At 72.1% G+C, this 14,922-nt stretch carries 16 protein-coding genes; 4 read left to right on the forward strand and 12 right to left on the reverse strand.

The window, feature by feature from the left end:
• Nucleotides 1–119 precede the first annotated feature (119 nt).
• From pyk to RM779_RS20485, 4 genes are all read right to left on the reverse strand, one after another.
• The gene (pyk, locus tag RM779_RS20470; RefSeq protein ID WP_077062060.1) at nt 120–1,553 is read right to left on the reverse strand and encodes a pyruvate kinase; all 1,434 of its coding nucleotides are present in this window, start codon (nt 1,551–1,553) and stop codon (nt 120–122) included.
• 132 nt (nt 1,554–1,685) lie between these two features.
• Nucleotides 1,686–3,125: a lysine N(6)-hydroxylase/L-ornithine N(5)-oxygenase family protein gene (locus RM779_RS20475; RefSeq protein WP_311619184.1), complete on the reverse strand. Its 1,440-nt coding sequence runs from the start codon at nt 3,123–3,125 to the stop codon at nt 1,686–1,688.
• A complete protein-coding gene (locus RM779_RS20480) occupies nt 3,122–4,588 on the reverse strand; it encodes a pyridoxal phosphate-dependent decarboxylase family protein (RefSeq protein ID WP_311619185.1) in 1,467 nt (488 codons plus the stop codon). The genes RM779_RS20475 and RM779_RS20480 overlap by 4 nt, the downstream gene beginning before the upstream one ends.
• 108 nt (nt 4,589–4,696) lie before the next feature.
• Complete coding sequence (locus tag RM779_RS20485; RefSeq protein WP_311619186.1) at nt 4,697–5,134, reverse strand: winged helix-turn-helix transcriptional regulator; 438 nt, start codon at nt 5,132–5,134, stop codon at nt 4,697–4,699.
• A 110-nt stretch (nt 5,135–5,244) separates the two neighbouring features.
• Here RM779_RS20485 and RM779_RS20490 point away from each other — a divergent pair, with 110 nt between their 5' ends.
• A complete protein-coding gene (locus tag RM779_RS20490) occupies nt 5,245–5,883 on the forward strand; it encodes an NAD(P)-dependent oxidoreductase (protein WP_311619187.1) in 639 nt (212 codons plus the stop codon).
• A 61-nt stretch (nt 5,884–5,944) separates the two neighbouring features.
• Here RM779_RS20490 and pepN read toward each other — a convergent pair whose 3' ends face one another.
• The 4 genes from pepN to RM779_RS20510 all read right to left on the reverse strand — a co-directional run bounded on the left by pepN (nt 5,945) and on the right by RM779_RS20510 (nt 9,887).
• Nucleotides 5,945–8,431, reverse strand: coding sequence for an aminopeptidase N (gene pepN, locus RM779_RS20495; protein ID WP_311619188.1), 2,487 nt, complete (start codon nt 8,429–8,431; stop codon nt 5,945–5,947).
• A gap of 264 nt (nt 8,432–8,695) precedes the next feature.
• A complete protein-coding gene (locus tag RM779_RS20500; protein WP_311619189.1) occupies nt 8,696–8,899 on the reverse strand; it encodes a hypothetical protein in 204 nt (67 codons plus the stop codon).
• A gap of 161 nt (nt 8,900–9,060) precedes the next feature.
• Entirely contained in the window at nt 9,061–9,327 is a 267-nt protein-coding gene (locus RM779_RS20505; RefSeq protein ID WP_311619190.1) for a hypothetical protein, read from the reverse strand.
• A 191-nt stretch (nt 9,328–9,518) separates the two neighbouring features.
• Nucleotides 9,519–9,887, reverse strand: coding sequence for a chorismate mutase (locus tag RM779_RS20510; protein WP_077062054.1), 369 nt, complete (start codon nt 9,885–9,887; stop codon nt 9,519–9,521).
• A gap of 24 nt (nt 9,888–9,911) precedes the next feature.
• On the opposite strand from RM779_RS20510, the gene RM779_RS20515 reads away from it, so the two are divergent.
• Nucleotides 9,912–10,289 (forward strand): VOC family protein, encoded by a 378-nt coding sequence (locus RM779_RS20515; RefSeq protein ID WP_311619271.1) that lies wholly within the window; start codon nt 9,912–9,914, stop codon nt 10,287–10,289.
• 6 nt (nt 10,290–10,295) lie between these two features.
• Here RM779_RS20515 and RM779_RS20520 read toward each other — a convergent pair whose 3' ends face one another.
• Entirely contained in the window at nt 10,296–10,712 is a 417-nt protein-coding gene (locus RM779_RS20520) for a MarR family winged helix-turn-helix transcriptional regulator (protein ID WP_311619191.1), read from the reverse strand.
• A gap of 110 nt (nt 10,713–10,822) precedes the next feature.
• Between RM779_RS20520 and RM779_RS20525 the strand changes: the two genes are divergently transcribed.
• A complete protein-coding gene (locus RM779_RS20525; RefSeq protein WP_311619192.1) occupies nt 10,823–11,737 on the forward strand; it encodes an alpha/beta hydrolase in 915 nt (304 codons plus the stop codon).
• Nucleotides 11,738–11,772: 35 nt separating this feature from the next.
• On the opposite strand, the gene RM779_RS20530 is transcribed toward RM779_RS20525, so the two are convergent.
• Entirely contained in the window at nt 11,773–12,423 is a 651-nt protein-coding gene (locus RM779_RS20530) for an FMN-dependent NADH-azoreductase (RefSeq protein WP_311619193.1), read from the reverse strand.
• Nucleotides 12,424–12,534: 111 nt separating this feature from the next.
• Between RM779_RS20530 and RM779_RS20535 the strand changes: the two genes are divergently transcribed.
• A complete protein-coding gene (locus tag RM779_RS20535) occupies nt 12,535–12,957 on the forward strand; it encodes a winged helix-turn-helix transcriptional regulator (RefSeq protein WP_311619194.1) in 423 nt (140 codons plus the stop codon).
• Here the strand turns inward: RM779_RS20535 and RM779_RS20540 are convergent.
• Together RM779_RS20540 and RM779_RS20545 are read right to left on the reverse strand one after the other, a co-directional pair.
• The gene (locus RM779_RS20540; protein WP_311619195.1) at nt 12,938–13,663 is read right to left on the reverse strand and encodes a DsbA family oxidoreductase; all 726 of its coding nucleotides are present in this window, start codon (nt 13,661–13,663) and stop codon (nt 12,938–12,940) included. The genes RM779_RS20535 and RM779_RS20540 overlap by 20 nt on opposite strands.
• 137 nt (nt 13,664–13,800) lie before the next feature.
• On the reverse strand, nt 13,801–14,880 hold the full coding sequence (locus RM779_RS20545) for a trypsin-like serine peptidase (protein WP_311619196.1): 1,080 nt from the start codon (nt 14,878–14,880) through the stop codon (nt 13,801–13,803).
• Nucleotides 14,881–14,922: the final 42 nt, after the last annotated feature.

Here is a 14,922-nt window from a genome sequence, read left to right on the forward strand (position 1 = left end):
AGCGCTTTCGCCGTGCAGCCAACCACGGGCGCGATCGGAGTGACAAGAGGCACCGCGGCGGCCGGGCCGTCGCGGTGCCTGTGGGGACCTGCCGGTGCCCGTGGGGCCCTGGCGCCGGGTCAGCGCGGGGCGTCGTCCTCGCCGACGTGGTGCACGCGCACGAGGTTGGTGGTGCCGGGGGTGGCGGGCGGGGAGCCCGCGGTCATCACGACGATCTCACCCTTGCGGCAGCGGCCGATCCGCAGCAGCTGCTCATCCATCTGGGCCACCATCTCGTCGGTGGTCTGGACCGTCGGGACCAGATAGGTCTCGACTCCCCAGGTCAGGGTGAGCTGGGCGTGGGTCGCCGGGTCGGGGGTGAACGCGACGACCGGGATCGGGGAGCGGTACCGGGAGAGACGCCGGGCGGTGTCGCCGCTCTGCGTGAACGCGACGAGCAGCTTGGCGTCGAGGAAGTCGCCGATCTCGGCGGCGGCCCGCGCGACGGCGCCGCCCTGGGTGCGGGGCTTGCCGCCCTCGGCGAGGGGGGACAGCCCGTGCGAGAGCAGCTCCTCCTCGGCGGCGGCGACGATGCGGCTCATGGTGCGGACGGTCTCGACCGGATACCTGCCGACGCTGGTTTCGCCGGAGAGCATGACCGCGTCGGTGCCGTCCATCACTGCGTTGGCGACGTCGGACGCCTCGGCGCGGGTCGGCCGGGAGGACTCGATCATCGAGTCCAGCATCTGGGTGGCGACAATGACGGGCTTGGCGTTGCGCTTGGCGAGCTTGACGGCGCGCTTCTGGACCAGCGGCACGGCCTCCAGGGGGACTTCGACGCCGAGGTCGCCGCGGGCGACCATGATGCCGTCGAACGCGTCGACGATGTCCTGGAGATTGGCTTCGGCCTGCGGCTTCTCGATCTTGGCGATCACAGGGAGGAACCGGCCCTCCTCCGCCATGACGCGGTGCACGTCCTTGATGTCGTCGCCGCTGCGCACGAAGGACAGGGCGATGATGTCGACGCCGGTGCGCAGGGCCCAGCGCAGGTCGTCGATGTCCTTGGTGGACAGGGCGGGGACGGAAACGGCGACGCCGGGGAGGTTGAGCCCCTTGTGGTCGGAGACCATTCCGCCCTCGACGACGTGGGTGCGCACGCGGGGGCCGTCGACGGCGGCGACCTCGAGGGCGACGCGGCCGTCGTCGACCAGGATGCGCTCGCCGGGGGTGACGTCTCCGGCGAGGCCCGGGTAGGTGGTGCCGCAGTGGTTCTGGTCGCCGGCGACGTCCTCGGTGGTGATGGTGAATTCGTCACCGGCTTCTAGGAGGACCGGCCCTTCACGGAAGCTGCCGAGCCGGATCTTGGGGCCTTGCAGGTCGGCCAGAATTCCGATGCTGCGTCCCTTTTCCTGGGCGGCGCGGCGGACGCGCTGGTACCGCAGGTCGTGCTCGCGGTGAGCGCCATGGCTGAGGTTCAGCCGGGCCACGTCCATTCCCGCCTCTACGAGCGCGGCGATGCGCTCATATGAGTCGGTGGCGGGCCCAAGTGTGCAGACAATTTTTGCTCGGCGCATAGGCCAACCATAGGAGTTACCAGCCAGTAGAGAGCCATCCGAAAGTGACCACTCAACGGCCGGAATTTAAAGAGAGTCCGACAACTCTCGGAATGAGCGGGGGCCCGCTCTTATGAGCTTTTTCACCGGCCCTTATCGAGAGGTAATCTGCCCGCTGCCTTGCGTGGTGAAACGTTGCTCTGCGACGGCGCACGCGCCGGTGTAACTCGTCCCGAAGGTGGTGAAAGCGGTGCGCTCCGGGAGTGGGTAGCGCTCCTCCCCCGTCAGGTGGTTGAGGATCGCCGCGCTGCGGTGCGCGACCAGGCCGAGGTCGGGCGCGCCGACGCCGTGGGTGTGGCTTTCCGCGTTCTGCACATGGACCGCACCCGTGACCGGCGGATCGAGCACCAGGCGGTAGTTCCGGTCCACCTCGAAGCGGCCGGCGGCGTCGCGGCGCGCCAGCGGGGCCAGGTCGGCGAGCAGCGGCGCGAGGGGGCGTTCGCGGTAGCCGGTGGCGAGCACGAGCGCGCCCGTGGTGAGACGGGTTCTGGTGCCCTGTTCGGCGTGGTCCAGGTGCAGTTCGAGGCGGCCCGCGGCCGTGCGGCCCGCGGTGCGGACGGTGACACCCGGGGTGAGCACGGCGTCCGGCCAGCCGCCGTCCGGCCCGTCGAGGCTGCGCCGGTACAGCTCGTCGTGGATGGCGGCGAGCGTTTCCGCGTCGACGGCCTTGTGCAGCTGCCACTGCCGGTCGGTCAGCCGGTCGCGGACGGGCTCCGCCAGGCCGTGGAAGTAGCGGGTGTAGTCGGGAGTGAAGTGTTCGAGGCCGAGCTTGCTGTATTCCATGGGTGCGAACGCGGGGGTGCGGGCGAGCCAGTGGAGCCGTTCGCGGCCGGACGGGCGCCTGCGCAGCAGGTCGAGGAAGATCTCGGCGCCGGACTGCCCCGAGCCGACGACGGTGACGTGGTCCGCGGCCAGCAGGCGTTCGCGGTGGCCGAGGTAGTCGGCGGAGTGGACGACGGGCGCGCTCGCGGTCGCGGAGGCGGTCAGCGGACGCAGCGCCTCGGGCACGTGGGGTGCGGTGCCGATGCCGATGACGAGGTTGCGGGCGTGGGCGCGGCCGGAGCCGCCGGGCCGCGCGGTGCCGTTGTCCTCCCGCCCGCCGTCGAGGCGGGTGAAGTCCAGCTCGAAGACGGCGTGCTCCTCGTTCCAGCGGACGGCGTCGACGCGGTGGTGGAAGTGGAGTCCGGCGAGCCCGCGGCTGACCCACCGGCAGTATGCGTCGTACTCGGCGCGCGGGATGTGGAAGCGCTCGGCGAAGTAGAAGGGGAACAGACGCTGCCGGTCGCGGAGGTGGGCGAGGAAGCTCCAGCGGCTGGTGGGATCGGCGAGGGTGACGAGGTCGGCGAGAAAGGGGACTTGGAGGGTGGTGCCCTCGATCAGCAGGCCGGGGTGCCAGTGGAACGCGGGGCGCTGCTCGTAGAAGGCGGTGCGCAGGCCGCGCAGGGGCTCGGCGAGGGCGGCGAGGGAGAGGTTGGCCGGTCCGATGCCGATGCCCGCGAGGTCGAGGGGGCGGCGGGGGTCGGCGGGGGTCATCGGCTGCTGTCCTTCCGCGGGCGCGGCGCCTGGTCGAGGACGAGCTTGACCAGGGCGGCGAGGTCGCTCGGCTGGGCATGGGGGTTGAGCAGGGTGGCCTTGAGCCACAGAACGGTGCGGCCGTCGTGGTCGCGGGCGCGGGCGCGGCCCAGGACGGCGCGGCCCTCGGTGAGGAGGCGGCGGCGGATGGCGGCGACCTGTTCGTCGGCGGCGCCCACGGGGCGGAAGAGCACGGTGCTGATGGCCGGCCTGGCGTGGAGGGTGAGGCGCGGTTCGGCGGCGACGCGGTCGGCCAGGTCGCGCGCGGCGTCGCAGGTGCGCTCGACGAGCGCGGCCAGGCCGGCGGTGCCGAGGGCGCGTATGGTCACGGCGATCTTGAGGATGTCGGGGCGGCGCGTGGTGCGCAGGGAGCGGCCCAGCAGGTCGGGCAGTCCTGCGTCGGTGTCGTCCTCGGCGTTGAGGTAGTCGGCGCGGTGGCCGAGGGGCGCGAGGGCGCGCCCGTCGGGAACGGTGAGCAGACCGGCCGCGACGGGCTGCCAGCCGAGTTTGTGCAGGTCGAGGGTGACGGTGTCGGCGCGGTCGAGGCCGGCGAGTTTGGCACGGTGGGCGGGGCTGAACAGGAGGGCGCCGCCATAGGCCGCGTCGATGTGGAACGCGCTGGGTCTGCCGCGGCGATGGGCGGCGACGGTGTCGGCGAGGGCGGGCAGGGGGTCGATGGCGCCGCTGTCCGTGGTGCCCGCGGTGGCGACGACGAGGACGGGAGTGGGCGGGCCGGCGGTGCAGTTCAGGGTGTCGAGGCCGGTGAGCGCGTCGTGCACGGCGGCGGGGTCGAGGATGCCGCGCGGGGTGGGCAGGACCGTGGGCGCGGGCAGGCCGAGGAGCCAGGCGGCGCGGTGGACGCTGTGGTGGGCGTTGGCGCCGCAGAGCAGGGCCAGGCGCGGTGAGAGCCGTTCACGGGCGAGGAGCACGCCGAGCAGGTTGGCCTCGGTGCCGCCGGTGGTGACCAGGGCGTCGGGGCCGGGGCCGCGGGGATGGACGAGGGCGGCGAGGTCGCGGGTCAGCCGCTCTTCGAGGGCGGAGGCGGCGGGTGCCTGGTCCCACGAGTCCATCGAGGGGTTGAGAGCGGAGGCGGCGAGGTCGGCCGCGGCGGCGACGGCGAGCGGCGGGGCGTGCAGGTGGGCGGCGCAGTGCGGGTCGGCCGGGTCGGCGGCGCCGGCGGCGAGCGCGGTGACGAGGGTGTGCAGGGCGTCGAGGGCGCCGGTGCCGTGGTCGGGGAGGGTGGGGCCGCAGCGTTCGAGCAGTTGGGTCACGGCGTCCGGGCCGCCCGCGGGCAGTGGTCCGCAGCGGGCGGCGGCTCCCTCGGCGAGGGCGTCGAGCACCGTGTCGAGCAGGGGGCGCAGGGCGCGGGGACCGGCGGCTCCGCCGGCGAGGAGGGCGGCGTCGGGCAGGGGGTTCGCGGGCATGGGGAACCCTTCGGTGGGCGGCAGGCACCGCGTGCGGCGGGACGGCGCTCAAGCTACGCGCGCGCCGGGGGCGCGGTCCGCACGTTGCCCCCCGTTCCCCCGAAGGGGTTAATGCGGCTTGCGGATGCGCCCCGGTTGTGCGCCGGTTGTGCGGTCCGCGGACCAGGCCTCGCGGGCGTCGACCAGCTCGTCCCAGTGCTCGGCGGTCCAGGCGCAGACGGCGGCAAGCGGCTCCAGGATGCTGCGGCCGAGCGGGGTCAGCGCGTAGTCGACGCGGCGGGCGGGGCCCGGGTGGGCGGTGCGGGTGAGCAGACCGTCGCGTTCGAGGGCGCGCAGGGTGCGGGTGAGGACGCGTGGGGTGGCGCGGTGCAGGGGAACGCGCAGCTCGGAGAAACGGCGGGGGCCGTCCGCGAGGCAACGCAGCACGGGCGCGGCCCACTTGTCGCCGAACCGGAAGGGGGCGACGGCGGACGGGCACAGTTCGTCGAGCATGTCGGGTCTGAGCGGCCGCAGTTCCGTCACGCGTTCCGTCGTGCGTTCCTTCATGCGGCCACGGTAGTGCGGGTGGCGGTATCCGGGGGGATACCGGGCGTGCGGTTACGTTCCCGGAACGGGTCGGCGCCGGGCCGGCCTGACGAGCGGAGAGGGACGTGGTGATGGGCACGATCGTGGTGTTCGGCGCGGGAGGCAGGGCGGGGCGGCGGGCCGTCGCCGAGGCGCGGGCGCGGGGGCACGAGGTGACGGCGGTGGTGCGCGACCCGGCGCGGTACGGGGGCCCGGCGGACGGATCGGTGCGGGTGGTGGCGGGCGACGCGGCCGACGCGGCGTCGGTGGCGGCCGTGGTGCCGGGCCACGACGCGGTGGTGTCGGCCGCGGCGGTGTACGGGGAGGGGACGCGTCCCGACGTGTTCTTCCCCGCGTCGGCGCACGCGCTGCTCGCGGGGGCGCGCGGCGCGGGGGTGGGGCGGCTGGTCGTGGTGGGGCTGTCGGCGCTGCTGCCGGACGCGGCGGGGGTGCCGCTGCTTTCGGCGATACCGGAGGAGCACCGGCCGTTCTGCCTGGCGCACGGGGCGGGGCTGGAGGTGCTGCGTTCCGCGGGCGGCGACGTGGACTGGCTGTACGTGTCCCCGGCCGGGGACTTCGACCACGAGGGCGGGCGCGGCGGCACCTACCGGGTGGTGGCGGCGGGTGACATGGCGACTCGGATCTCCTATCAGGACTTCGCGGTCGCGCTGCTCGACGAGGTGGAGTCGCCCGCGCACCACCGGATGCACCTGGCCGTGACGGCCGGCTGACCGCCGGGCCGGACCGGGCCGGGGGCGGGGCGGCAGCCGTCGCCGCCCCCGCCCGGCGGCGTCACCGGCCGCGGACGTGCAGGGCGCGCCGCAGGTCGTCGAGCTGATCGGCGAGGGGGCGGCGCAGGGCGGGGGTGAGGTCGTCGCGGCGCAGCGTGTCCTCGCCGAGCCGCAGGGTCCCGGCGTCGGTGAAGCCGCGGGGGAACGCCTGGCGACCGGCCAGGACGCCCAGCGTGTGCCCGCGGCGGGCGGCGACACCGAGAGCGGCGGGGAAGTATCGCGCGACCCACCGGGCGAGGAGGTCGCGCTGCTCCGGCTGCCAGAAACCCTGCGCGGTGGCCGCGAAGAGGTAGTTGGACAGGGTGTCGGCCGGGTCGAACATGGCGCGCCAGGCCGCTTCCTTGGCGGCGGCGTCCGGGAGCGCGGCGCGGCAGCGGGCGGCGCCCTCCTCGCCGTTCGCGGTGACGTCCCGGGCGGCCTCGGCGGCGATCTCCTCCTCGGTGGTGGCGCCGAGGACGGCGAGCCGGCCGAGGAGGCGCCAGCGCAGTTCCGGGTCGAGCACCGGGCCGCCGGGCACGGTGCCTGCCTCCCACCAGGAACGCAGCTCCCCTGGCTCGGTGGCGGCGTCGATGGCGGTGCGGGCGGCGAAGAGGCGGCGGGCGGGGTCGGTGACGGCCGCGCCGAGGAGGTCGCGGGCGAGGTCGGAGAGCGCCGCGAGCCCGGCCGGGCGCTGCTCCGGGGTGAGGTAGCGGTCGGTGACGGGGCCGCGGGCGAAGGCGACGACGGCTTCGAGAATGGCCGTGGACGGTTCGGCGGGCAGCAGGCGGCGGGCGGCGTCGAGGTAGGCGGCGGGGGCGAGTTCGCCGTCGCGCACCATGTCGCGGGCCGCGTTCCACACGACGGTGCGGGTGAGGGGCTCGGGCAGGTCCGACAGGACGCGCTGGGCGGTGTCCCAGGAGCGGGGGTCGAGGCGGACCTTGGCGTAGGTGAGGTCGCCGTCGTTGAGGACGAGCAGGTCGGGGCGCGGCCCGGGGAACGTGTGCTCGGTGGTGCCCTCGGCCGCGGGCAGTTCGATCTCGTGCCGGGCGCGCGGCGCGCCGTCGGCGTCGTAGACGCCGAGGCGCAGCCGGTGCGGGCGCGCGCCGGCGTGCGCGAGGCGCAGCCGCCAGCCCTCGCCGTTCTCGCTCGCGTCGATCTGCGGGGTGAGGGTGTCCGGCCCGGTGGTGCGCAGCCAGGCGTCGGCCCACGCGGGGACGGAACGGCCGGAGGCGCGGGCCATGGAGTCGACGAAGTCGGCGAGTGTGGCGTTGGCGAACCGGTGACGCGTGAAGTGGTCGTTGACGCCGGCGAGGAACGCGTCCTCGCCGAGCCAGGTGACGAGTTGACGCAGCGCGGAGGCACCCTTGGCGTAGGAGATGCCGTCGAAGTTGAGCAGGGCGGAGGCGGTGTCGGGGACCGCGTCGGGCTCGGGGGCGACGGGGTGGGTGGAGCCGCGTTGGTCGGCGTCGTAGCCGCGCGGCTTCTGGTCGGTGCAGAACTCGACCCACGGCCGGTGCTCGGTGGCGTCGGTGAGGACCTGGTAGCCGAGGTAGTCGGCGAAGGACTCGTTCAGCCAGATGTCGTCCCACCAGCGGAGGGTGACGAGGTTCCCGAACCACATGTGCGCCATCTCGTGCGCGACGACGACGCCCCGCACCTCGCGCTGGCTGTCGGTGACGGCCGAGCGGTGGATGTAGCCCTCGCGGAAGGTGACCAGGCCCGGGTTCTCCATGGCGCCGGCGTTGAACTCGGGGACGAACGCCTGGTCGTAGGAGTCGAACGGGTAGGGCTCGTCGAAGATTTCGTGGTAGCGATCGAAGCAGCGCCGGGTGATGTCGAGGATTTCGTCGGCGTCCTTGTCGAGGTGCTCGGCGAGGGAACGCCGCACGTGGAGCCCGAAGGGCAGGCCGGCGTGCTCGGTGCGCACGGAGTGGTAGGGCCCGGCGGCCACGGCCATCAGGTAGGTGCTGATGGGCGGGGTGGTGGCGCAGCGGTGGACTCCGGGCCGGCCCGCCACGGGGGTGACGCTGCCGTTGCCGAGCACCGTCCAGTCTTCGGGCGCGGTGACGGTGACGTCGAAGACGGCCTTGAGGTCGGGCTGGTCGAAGGCGGCGAAGACGAGCGGGCAGTCGGCCAGGAAGCACGTGCTGTACAGGTAGGTGAGGCCGTCGGCGGGGTCGGTGAAGCGGTGGATGCCCTCGCCGGTGCGGGAGTAGGGCATGTCCGCGGTGACCCGGAGCTCGTGGGTGCCGGCGGTGAGGCCGGACAGCGGCAGCCTGCCGTCGGCGAGGGTGGCGGGGTCGAGGGCCCGGCCGTCGAGGGTGGCGCCGCGGAGGGCGGTGGGCCGCAGTTCGGCGAAGGTGTCGCCGTCCCGACGCGCGGTGAAGCGGATGGTGGTGACGGAGGCGAACGTGTCCTCGCCGCGGGTGAAGTCGAGGTCGATCGCGTAGTGGTGGACGTCCAGGAGAGCCGATCGGGCTTCCGCTTCGAGGCGTGTCAGTGGGGCCATGGGGGCCATCGTGCCGCAGGGGCCGCGAGCGGTGCACGCAGATTGCGTGCCGGCGGCCGGGCGCCGTTCCCCGACGTCGTACCGGAACCGGACGACCGGAGAATTGGTCCAGTCCAGAGCCTTGACGCTCCCGGGAGTCACGCCTTGAATCAAGCCCTGAGGCAGGCCCGCGGCGCCGGCCGGCGGCCCGCCCGGGACGGCCGCGAGTGACCGTTCCTCCGCGGGACACCGTCCCCCGGAGCCTCCCGCCGGTCACTCGCGGCCCTACTCGTGCGGCGGCGTGCAGCGCACCTCCGCGGTGCAGTAGTAACCGCGCCCCTTGCAGTGCCAGCACCGGTGCGGCGCGGCGACCCCGTGCACCGGCCCGGACGCGGGAACGTACAGCGTCTCGCGGAACTCCACGCGCTGCCCGGTGCACGCCTGGCACTGGTGGTGCGGACCTGGGCAGTCGTCCTCTGGCTCGGCCATCCCGTTCCCTCGCGCTCGTACGCACTCGTACGCACCCGGCGGGCACGCCGGGTCTACGTTGACGTGCTCCCTGGCCTGAAGTCCAGGGATTCCGGTCTGGGTCGTCTGACCCTTCCCGGGGCTTCCTGTTTCACAGCGCTGTGCGGGCAGGTGTACCCGCCTTACCGGCGCTCCACAGGCGTGTGGTGTCTCCGCCCGTCCGGCGGCGACGATGCGGCGTCCTTCGAAGAGACGTCGCGGGCCGCGTTGTGGTCGCGGTCGTCGGACTGGCCGACCGCGTGCGGGGAGCGCTCAAGCGCGGTGAATGCCGCATCCTCCTTGCCGAGCGCGGTCAGCGTGGTGGCGGCGAGCTGTTCCCGCGTCAGCTTGCGTCTGTGCCGGAGCCGCGCGATGCGGTCGCCGATGCCCGCGTTCTCGTCGGATCGCATGTCCACCCCCGCCAGCAGGTCGCTCCACCACGCTACGTCCGCATGGTCACGGCTGTGTAGAGCTGCCGGTGATCCGCACCCGAACGTGCGAGCGCGGCACGGCGACGGCGTGCCGCGCCTCCGGCAGGCGGCTGGTCGGCGCAACCCGCGAAGGTCGTCGTCACCCGGGGGCAGGGGCCGGCCCCCCGCGGTCAGTCCGCGTTACCGGGGCCGCCGGCGGTCGTGGCTTCGCTCGCGAGCGTCTCGTGGTGGCGGATGACCTCGGCGATGATGAAGTTCAGCAGCTTCTCAGCGAAGGCGGGGTCGAGTTTCGCGTTCTCCGCGAGCTGGCGCAGCCGCGTGATCTGGCGGGCCTCTCGGGCGGGATCGGCGGCGGGGAGGCTGTGTTCGGCCTTGAGCTGACCGACCCGCTGTGTGCATTTGAACCGTTCGGCCAGGATATGAATGATGGCTGCGTCGATGTTGTCGATGCTGTCCCGCAGCGTGTCCAGCTCCGCGCGCACGTCCTCGTCGAGGTCCCCGGGGCCTTGGCGGCCCTGTCCGGTACTGCTGCTGTTCATGTGCACCACCCTATGCTGCACATCGTGATCGCAACTTTGCAGTGCACGGTGATCGACTGCCCGAGTCCGATCGCGCTTGGCCGGTTCTACCGGGAAATCCTGGGCTGGAAACTGGACGAGAGTGACCCGTCCTGGGTCACCCTGACCTCGCCCGGCGGCCACCGGCTGGCTTTCCAGGCGGCGCCGGACCACCAGCCGCCCCGGTGGCCGGACCCGGAACATCCGCAGCAGTTCCACCTGGACTTCGACGTGCCGACGCGCGACGACATCGATGCGGCGCACGAGCAGGTGATCGCGCTGGGCGCGACGTTCCTGCACGACAGCGGCGGACAGACCAGTGGATTCCGGGTCTTCTCCGACCCTGCCGGTCACCCTTTCTGTTTGTGCTACGGCCAGATATGAGCCGAGCTACCGCGCGGGCTCGAGCAGAGCCAGCAGGATTCGGTGCAGCTCGGTGCGATCGTGAGGCGAGATCTTCGCCAGCCTGCGGTCGAACTCTGTCGCGAGCACCGCGAGCGCGCGGTCCCGCGCCACCTCGCCTTCGGCGGTCAGTGCGAGCCGATGCCGCCGCAGGTCCGCGTCGTCGATCTCGCGCCGCATGAACCCCTTTGCGACCAGGTTGCGGACGTAGACCGTCACGCTCGCCTTGGGGATCATCAGCGTCGCGGCCAGCTCGGCCGGGTACGGCGACGAGGTCACCTCGGCGAGCACGAAGAACTCCTTCGTTTCGAGGCCGAGTCTGGCCAGTTCGGCGCTGCAGGCGTCCATCACGACGGTCAGCAGACGATGGTTCAGCGTCCAAAGCTGTGCGGCGTCGACCGGCACGCGAGCCCCTTCATTCAGATGGTACAGCCCTAGACTAGTTCGAGAATGTACTAGCATGATCTGGGACTGATCAGTGACCGAACGAACCCTACGTGAATGGGTGCCATCAAGTGCTTCAGCACATCACGGTCCCGCGCGGGCCGATCGAGCTCGCGGCCGACCTCCACCTGCCCGACGGCATCGACGAAGCCGCGCCGCCGCGCGCTGTGGTGCTCTCCACGCCCGGCAGCAGCGTGAAGGGCCAGATCGGCGCGAACTACGCGTCCCGCCTCGCCGCCCGGGGCATCGCGGCACTCGTGTTCGACCCCGCCCATCAGGGCCAGAGTGGCGGTGAGCCCCGCGACCTCGAAGACCCGTACCGCCGCGGGGAGGACATCTCCTACGCGATCGACGCGCTCAGTACGGTCCCCGGGATCGACCCCGACCGCATCGGCGTCCTCGGCATCTGCGCCGGCGGCGGCTATGCGGTGCACACCGCCCGCACGGACCACCGCATCAAAGCGGTCGGAACGGTCGTCCCGGGCAACATGGGCACGTCGTTCCGCAGCTTCCAGCCGGACGGCCCGGCAGCCGCGCTCGACGACTTGGCCGACGCGCGCATCGAGGAGACTCGCACCGGTGAGCTGCCCCGTGTGAACTGGCTGCCGGACACGTTGGAGGAGGCCGCCGCGGCCGGCCTGACCGACATCGACACGACCCAGGCGATCACGTTCTACCGCACCGAGCGGGGCAGGAACGAGCACTCGACGAACCGCCGCCTCTCGCGTGGTGATTCGCTGCTGCTGGGCTACGACGCGTATCACCTGGTCGATCAGCTGATGACGCAGCCGCTACAGGTCATCCTCGCCGGACGCACCGGCAATACGGGGTCCTACGAGTCCGGCATGCAGCTCTGGGAACGGGCGCCCAACCCAGTCGATCTCATGGTGATCGAAGGCGCCGGCCACTACGAGATGTACGACGAGCCCGAGTACGTCGGCGCCGCCGTCGATCGGCTCGTCGACTTCTACTCGGAAAACCTGTAGGAGCTTCTCAGAGGCCGTTGTCCGCTCTTCGGGGCTCAGGCGGCGGTGGTCATGCCGTCGGCGATCTTCGCGGCGAGTGCGCGAGCACGGTCGTGGGCGTCGGCCATGGACGCCTCGTGCATCGGCACCAGCGCGGCCAGCGCCGGCGTGTGGGGGGCCATGGTCAGCTCGGGGATCACGGTGGTGACGTCGAGGCCGAGCATGTCCTCGTGGCCGAGCAGCGCCTCGATGATGGGTATGACGTAGTCCAGGCCGTACCTGGGAGCGCCGGGGCCGTAGCTGCCGCCCCTGGCCGAGATCACCACGGCGGGACGCCCGGCGACTCGAGCGGGACCTTCGTGGTTGACGGTGTGGCCGAAGACGATGATCTGGTCGAGCCACGCCTTGAACACCGATGGCATCGTCAGGTTGTACATCGGCACCGTGAAGAGATAGGCGCCGGCGCCGAGGAACTCCTCGATCAGTGTGTCCTGCATCGCGGCCGCGGCAGCCTGCTCGTCGGTGTGCTGGGCGGGGTCGGTGACGCGTGCGGTGATACCGGCCGCGCTGATGTGGGGCACGGGTGCGGCGGCGAGATCGCGGTGAACGACCTTGCCGTCCCAGCCTTCGAGGAAGGACCGGGCGACCTGGCGGGAGACCGATGCCTCGCCGAGCGAGGAGGAGTCGATGTGAAGCAGGTAAGACATGGGGTGGTTCCTTTCGGAGTGGTTCGAGAACGCGTCGTGGATTGGTGTGCGGTCGCCCCGTGGGCATTACATACTGGTAGTGCGGTTGCACCCGGATGAGAGGTAATCGAGATGGCGTCAGCGCGACAGATAAGTGGTCCGTGCCGGACCTGGCCGGAGGACAGCGCCTTCATCCGTGAGGTGCTCGACCGCATCGGCGACAAGTGGACGGTATTGACCATCAGCACGCTGAACGCCGGCTCGCTGCGCTACTCCGACTTGCAGGCGAGCATCCCAGGGATCTCCCAGCGGATGCTGACCCAGACGCTCAAGCATCTTGAGCGCGACGGCCTGATTACCAGGACCGCGTACGCCGAGGTCCCGCCGCGAGTGGAGTACGAGCTGACGGAGCTGGGCCGGTCACTGATGGACGCGGTGACGACGATGGCCAGTTGGGCCGCCGCCCACCACAGCGAGATCGCCAGCAACCGGGCCGCCAGCGAGCTGACCGGAGTCGGCCGGGGCAAGGCCGCGGTCAGCGCGCCGGCAGACTGAGGTGTCGGTGGCGCTCATCGCTCCCTAGCGTCGGACACCCCGGCACCGGCCCGGCCACCTGCTCAAGCAACTGGCCGTAGACCGGGACCTTCTGGGCGCCCGGGGCGGCCACCCGGCGGTCGAGGACGACGAAGGGGACGCCAGTGGCGCCCAGCGCCAAACCCTCGCTCCGGTCGGCGCGCACGCGCTCGGCGTACTCGTTGCTCGCGAGGATCTCGCGGACTCGCTGCCCGTCCAGCCCGACCGACTCCGCGACGCCTGCCAGAGCGTCCGGGTCGTAGGGGTTGAGGGTGCCCGCGAAGAAGCCGTCCTGGACGTCGGAGAAGAGCGCGAACCCGCGGCCCTGGTCGCCTGCGTACTGCACCACGCGGTGCAGGCCGAAGGTGTTGGCGCTCGGCCGATCCAGAGAGAACGCGAGCCCCTCCCCGCGTGCGATCGCCTGGATCTGACGCTCGGCCTGGAGGAAGTGGGCGGCGGTACCGCCGTGGGCCCGGATGAAGGCCTTCTCGATCGTCTCCAACTCCTGTGGTGCGGTCGGGTTCAGTTCGAAGGACCGCATCCTGATATCGAACCTGTCCGCGTCCGGGCGCTGCGCGATCGCGACCTGGAGCCGGTGGTGACCGACATAGCACCACGGGCAGCCCAGGTCGGACCACACCTCGATGACGACCTCCGCCCCTTCGGGTTGCGTTACCCGCTCAACCATCTCTCTCCCTCACCTCACTAGCAGTGCGTAACACCATCATGAGTGAGTAAGGGAGGGCTTACAAAAGGCACTTTCACGTGCGTGGGCACGCGACGCCGCAGCAGCGTCCGGTGCCGGTCCGGCTGTGCTGCGACTTCCTACCTGTGATGTCCCGCCTCAGGAACGCCGGAGCGGTGCGCTCGCTCGTACAGCGGGCCGGTGATCGCGCTGGTCAGCGGTGGCCCGGCCAGGTATCGGACACAGTCGGCGGAGTCGCCCTCCTGGCACCATTCCCCTGCGGAGTTCATGTACCTGCCCCGGGTGTTCAGGCCGACCACCGCACCCGTTCCGGCCTCGGGGTCGAAGTCGGCGAAACGGGGACCGCCGCTCGCGCCGCCCCCCATGTCGCAGGGGATGCCGCGTGTGTCACTCGTGTTCGGTATCTCCGGGTGGTCCGCCAACGCCTGGCTCGTGCCCCAGCAGTGGGCGAGCCGCAGGCCGATGAACTCCGGGCGCCCCTGCTGCGCCGGGTCCCCGGTCGCGCGGGGATAGCCGAACTCCTGGACGGGCTGGCCGACTTCCGGATCGAAGGCGAGTTCCTGAACGGCGCCGACCGCATCGGCGACCCGCTCGCCCTCCTCGTTCTCCCCGAGCACCAGGAAGGACTGGTCGTAGTCGATCGCCTCGCCACTGGCCACCCAGCGCGCGTCCACGACGCCGGAGACGGCGGGGAACGCGCCGTGGGGCATCTCGCCGTCGCGGAACCCCGGGACGAAGAGAAGCTGCTCGGCCCACCGGGCGTTCTCACCCAGCAGATCGTGCGTCACGACGCAGTGGCCGGCCGTCACCACGGTGCTTCGGTTGGCGCTCTCCACGACGGTGGCCGTGCAGCTGGAGTCCTCGCCGCCGTGGCCGACGTAGAAGAGTCTGCCCACCGTCGTGGACACCGCTCCGTCACCCGAGTAGGCCGCGCCTGCCGGGCCCGGGGACGGCGGCAGGTCAGAGGGCTCGTGGTGGGGCACCTCGGCGATCCGTTCGGCGGTCCAGTAGTCGCGCACCTGCTGCTGCTTCGCGGCGGTGTCCGCCAGCTGCCGGGACACGACATTGTCGGCGGTATCGCTCCGTGCGTCGGTGTCCAGGGCCAGGGCCTGGGCGGAGAGGCCCGCCGTCAGTGCCAGGGCCGCGATCGCGGTCACGGTGGTCGCGGCCCCGCGCCGTGGATTCAGAAATCCTGTCATGCGGCTAGAGACCCCGCGCCGGCCACGTCGGTTGTGTCGACC

It is taken from the genome of Streptomyces johnsoniae, from assembly GCF_031845565.1.
Classification (GTDB): Bacteria; Actinomycetota; Actinomycetes; order Streptomycetales; family Streptomycetaceae; genus Streptomyces; species Streptomyces johnsoniae.

Bases quoted from the DNA above. Each gene is read 5' to 3' on its own strand.
- pyk (WP_077062060.1), bottom strand. From the start codon at position 1,553: ATGCGCCGAGCAAAAATTGTCTGCACACTTGGGCCCGCCACCGACTCA.
- pepN (WP_311619188.1), bottom strand. From the start codon at position 8,431: ATGGCCCCACTGACACGCCTCGAAGCGGAAGCCCGATCGGCTCTCCTG.
- RM779_RS20545 (WP_311619196.1), bottom strand. From the start codon at position 14,880: ATGACAGGATTTCTGAATCCACGGCGCGGGGCCGCGACCACCGTGACC.
- RM779_RS20475 (WP_311619184.1), bottom strand. From the start codon at position 3,125: ATGACCCCCGCCGACCCCCGCCGCCCCCTCGACCTCGCGGGCATCGGC.
- RM779_RS20490 (WP_311619187.1), top strand. From the start codon at position 5,245: ATGGGCACGATCGTGGTGTTCGGCGCGGGAGGCAGGGCGGGGCGGCGG.
- RM779_RS20540 (WP_311619195.1), bottom strand. From the start codon at position 13,663: ATGGTTGAGCGGGTAACGCAACCCGAAGGGGCGGAGGTCGTCATCGAG.
- RM779_RS20500 (WP_311619189.1), bottom strand. From the start codon at position 8,899: ATGGCCGAGCCAGAGGACGACTGCCCAGGTCCGCACCACCAGTGCCAG.
- RM779_RS20505 (WP_311619190.1), bottom strand. From the start codon at position 9,327: ATGCGATCCGACGAGAACGCGGGCATCGGCGACCGCATCGCGCGGCTC.
- RM779_RS20535 (WP_311619194.1), top strand. From the start codon at position 12,535: ATGGCGTCAGCGCGACAGATAAGTGGTCCGTGCCGGACCTGGCCGGAG.
- RM779_RS20510 (WP_077062054.1), bottom strand. From the start codon at position 9,887: ATGAACAGCAGCAGTACCGGACAGGGCCGCCAAGGCCCCGGGGACCTC.
- RM779_RS20480 (WP_311619185.1), bottom strand. From the start codon at position 4,588: ATGCCCGCGAACCCCCTGCCCGACGCCGCCCTCCTCGCCGGCGGAGCC.
- RM779_RS20530 (WP_311619193.1), bottom strand. From the start codon at position 12,423: ATGTCTTACCTGCTTCACATCGACTCCTCCTCGCTCGGCGAGGCATCG.
- RM779_RS20485 (WP_311619186.1), bottom strand. From the start codon at position 5,134: ATGAAGGAACGCACGACGGAACGCGTGACGGAACTGCGGCCGCTCAGA.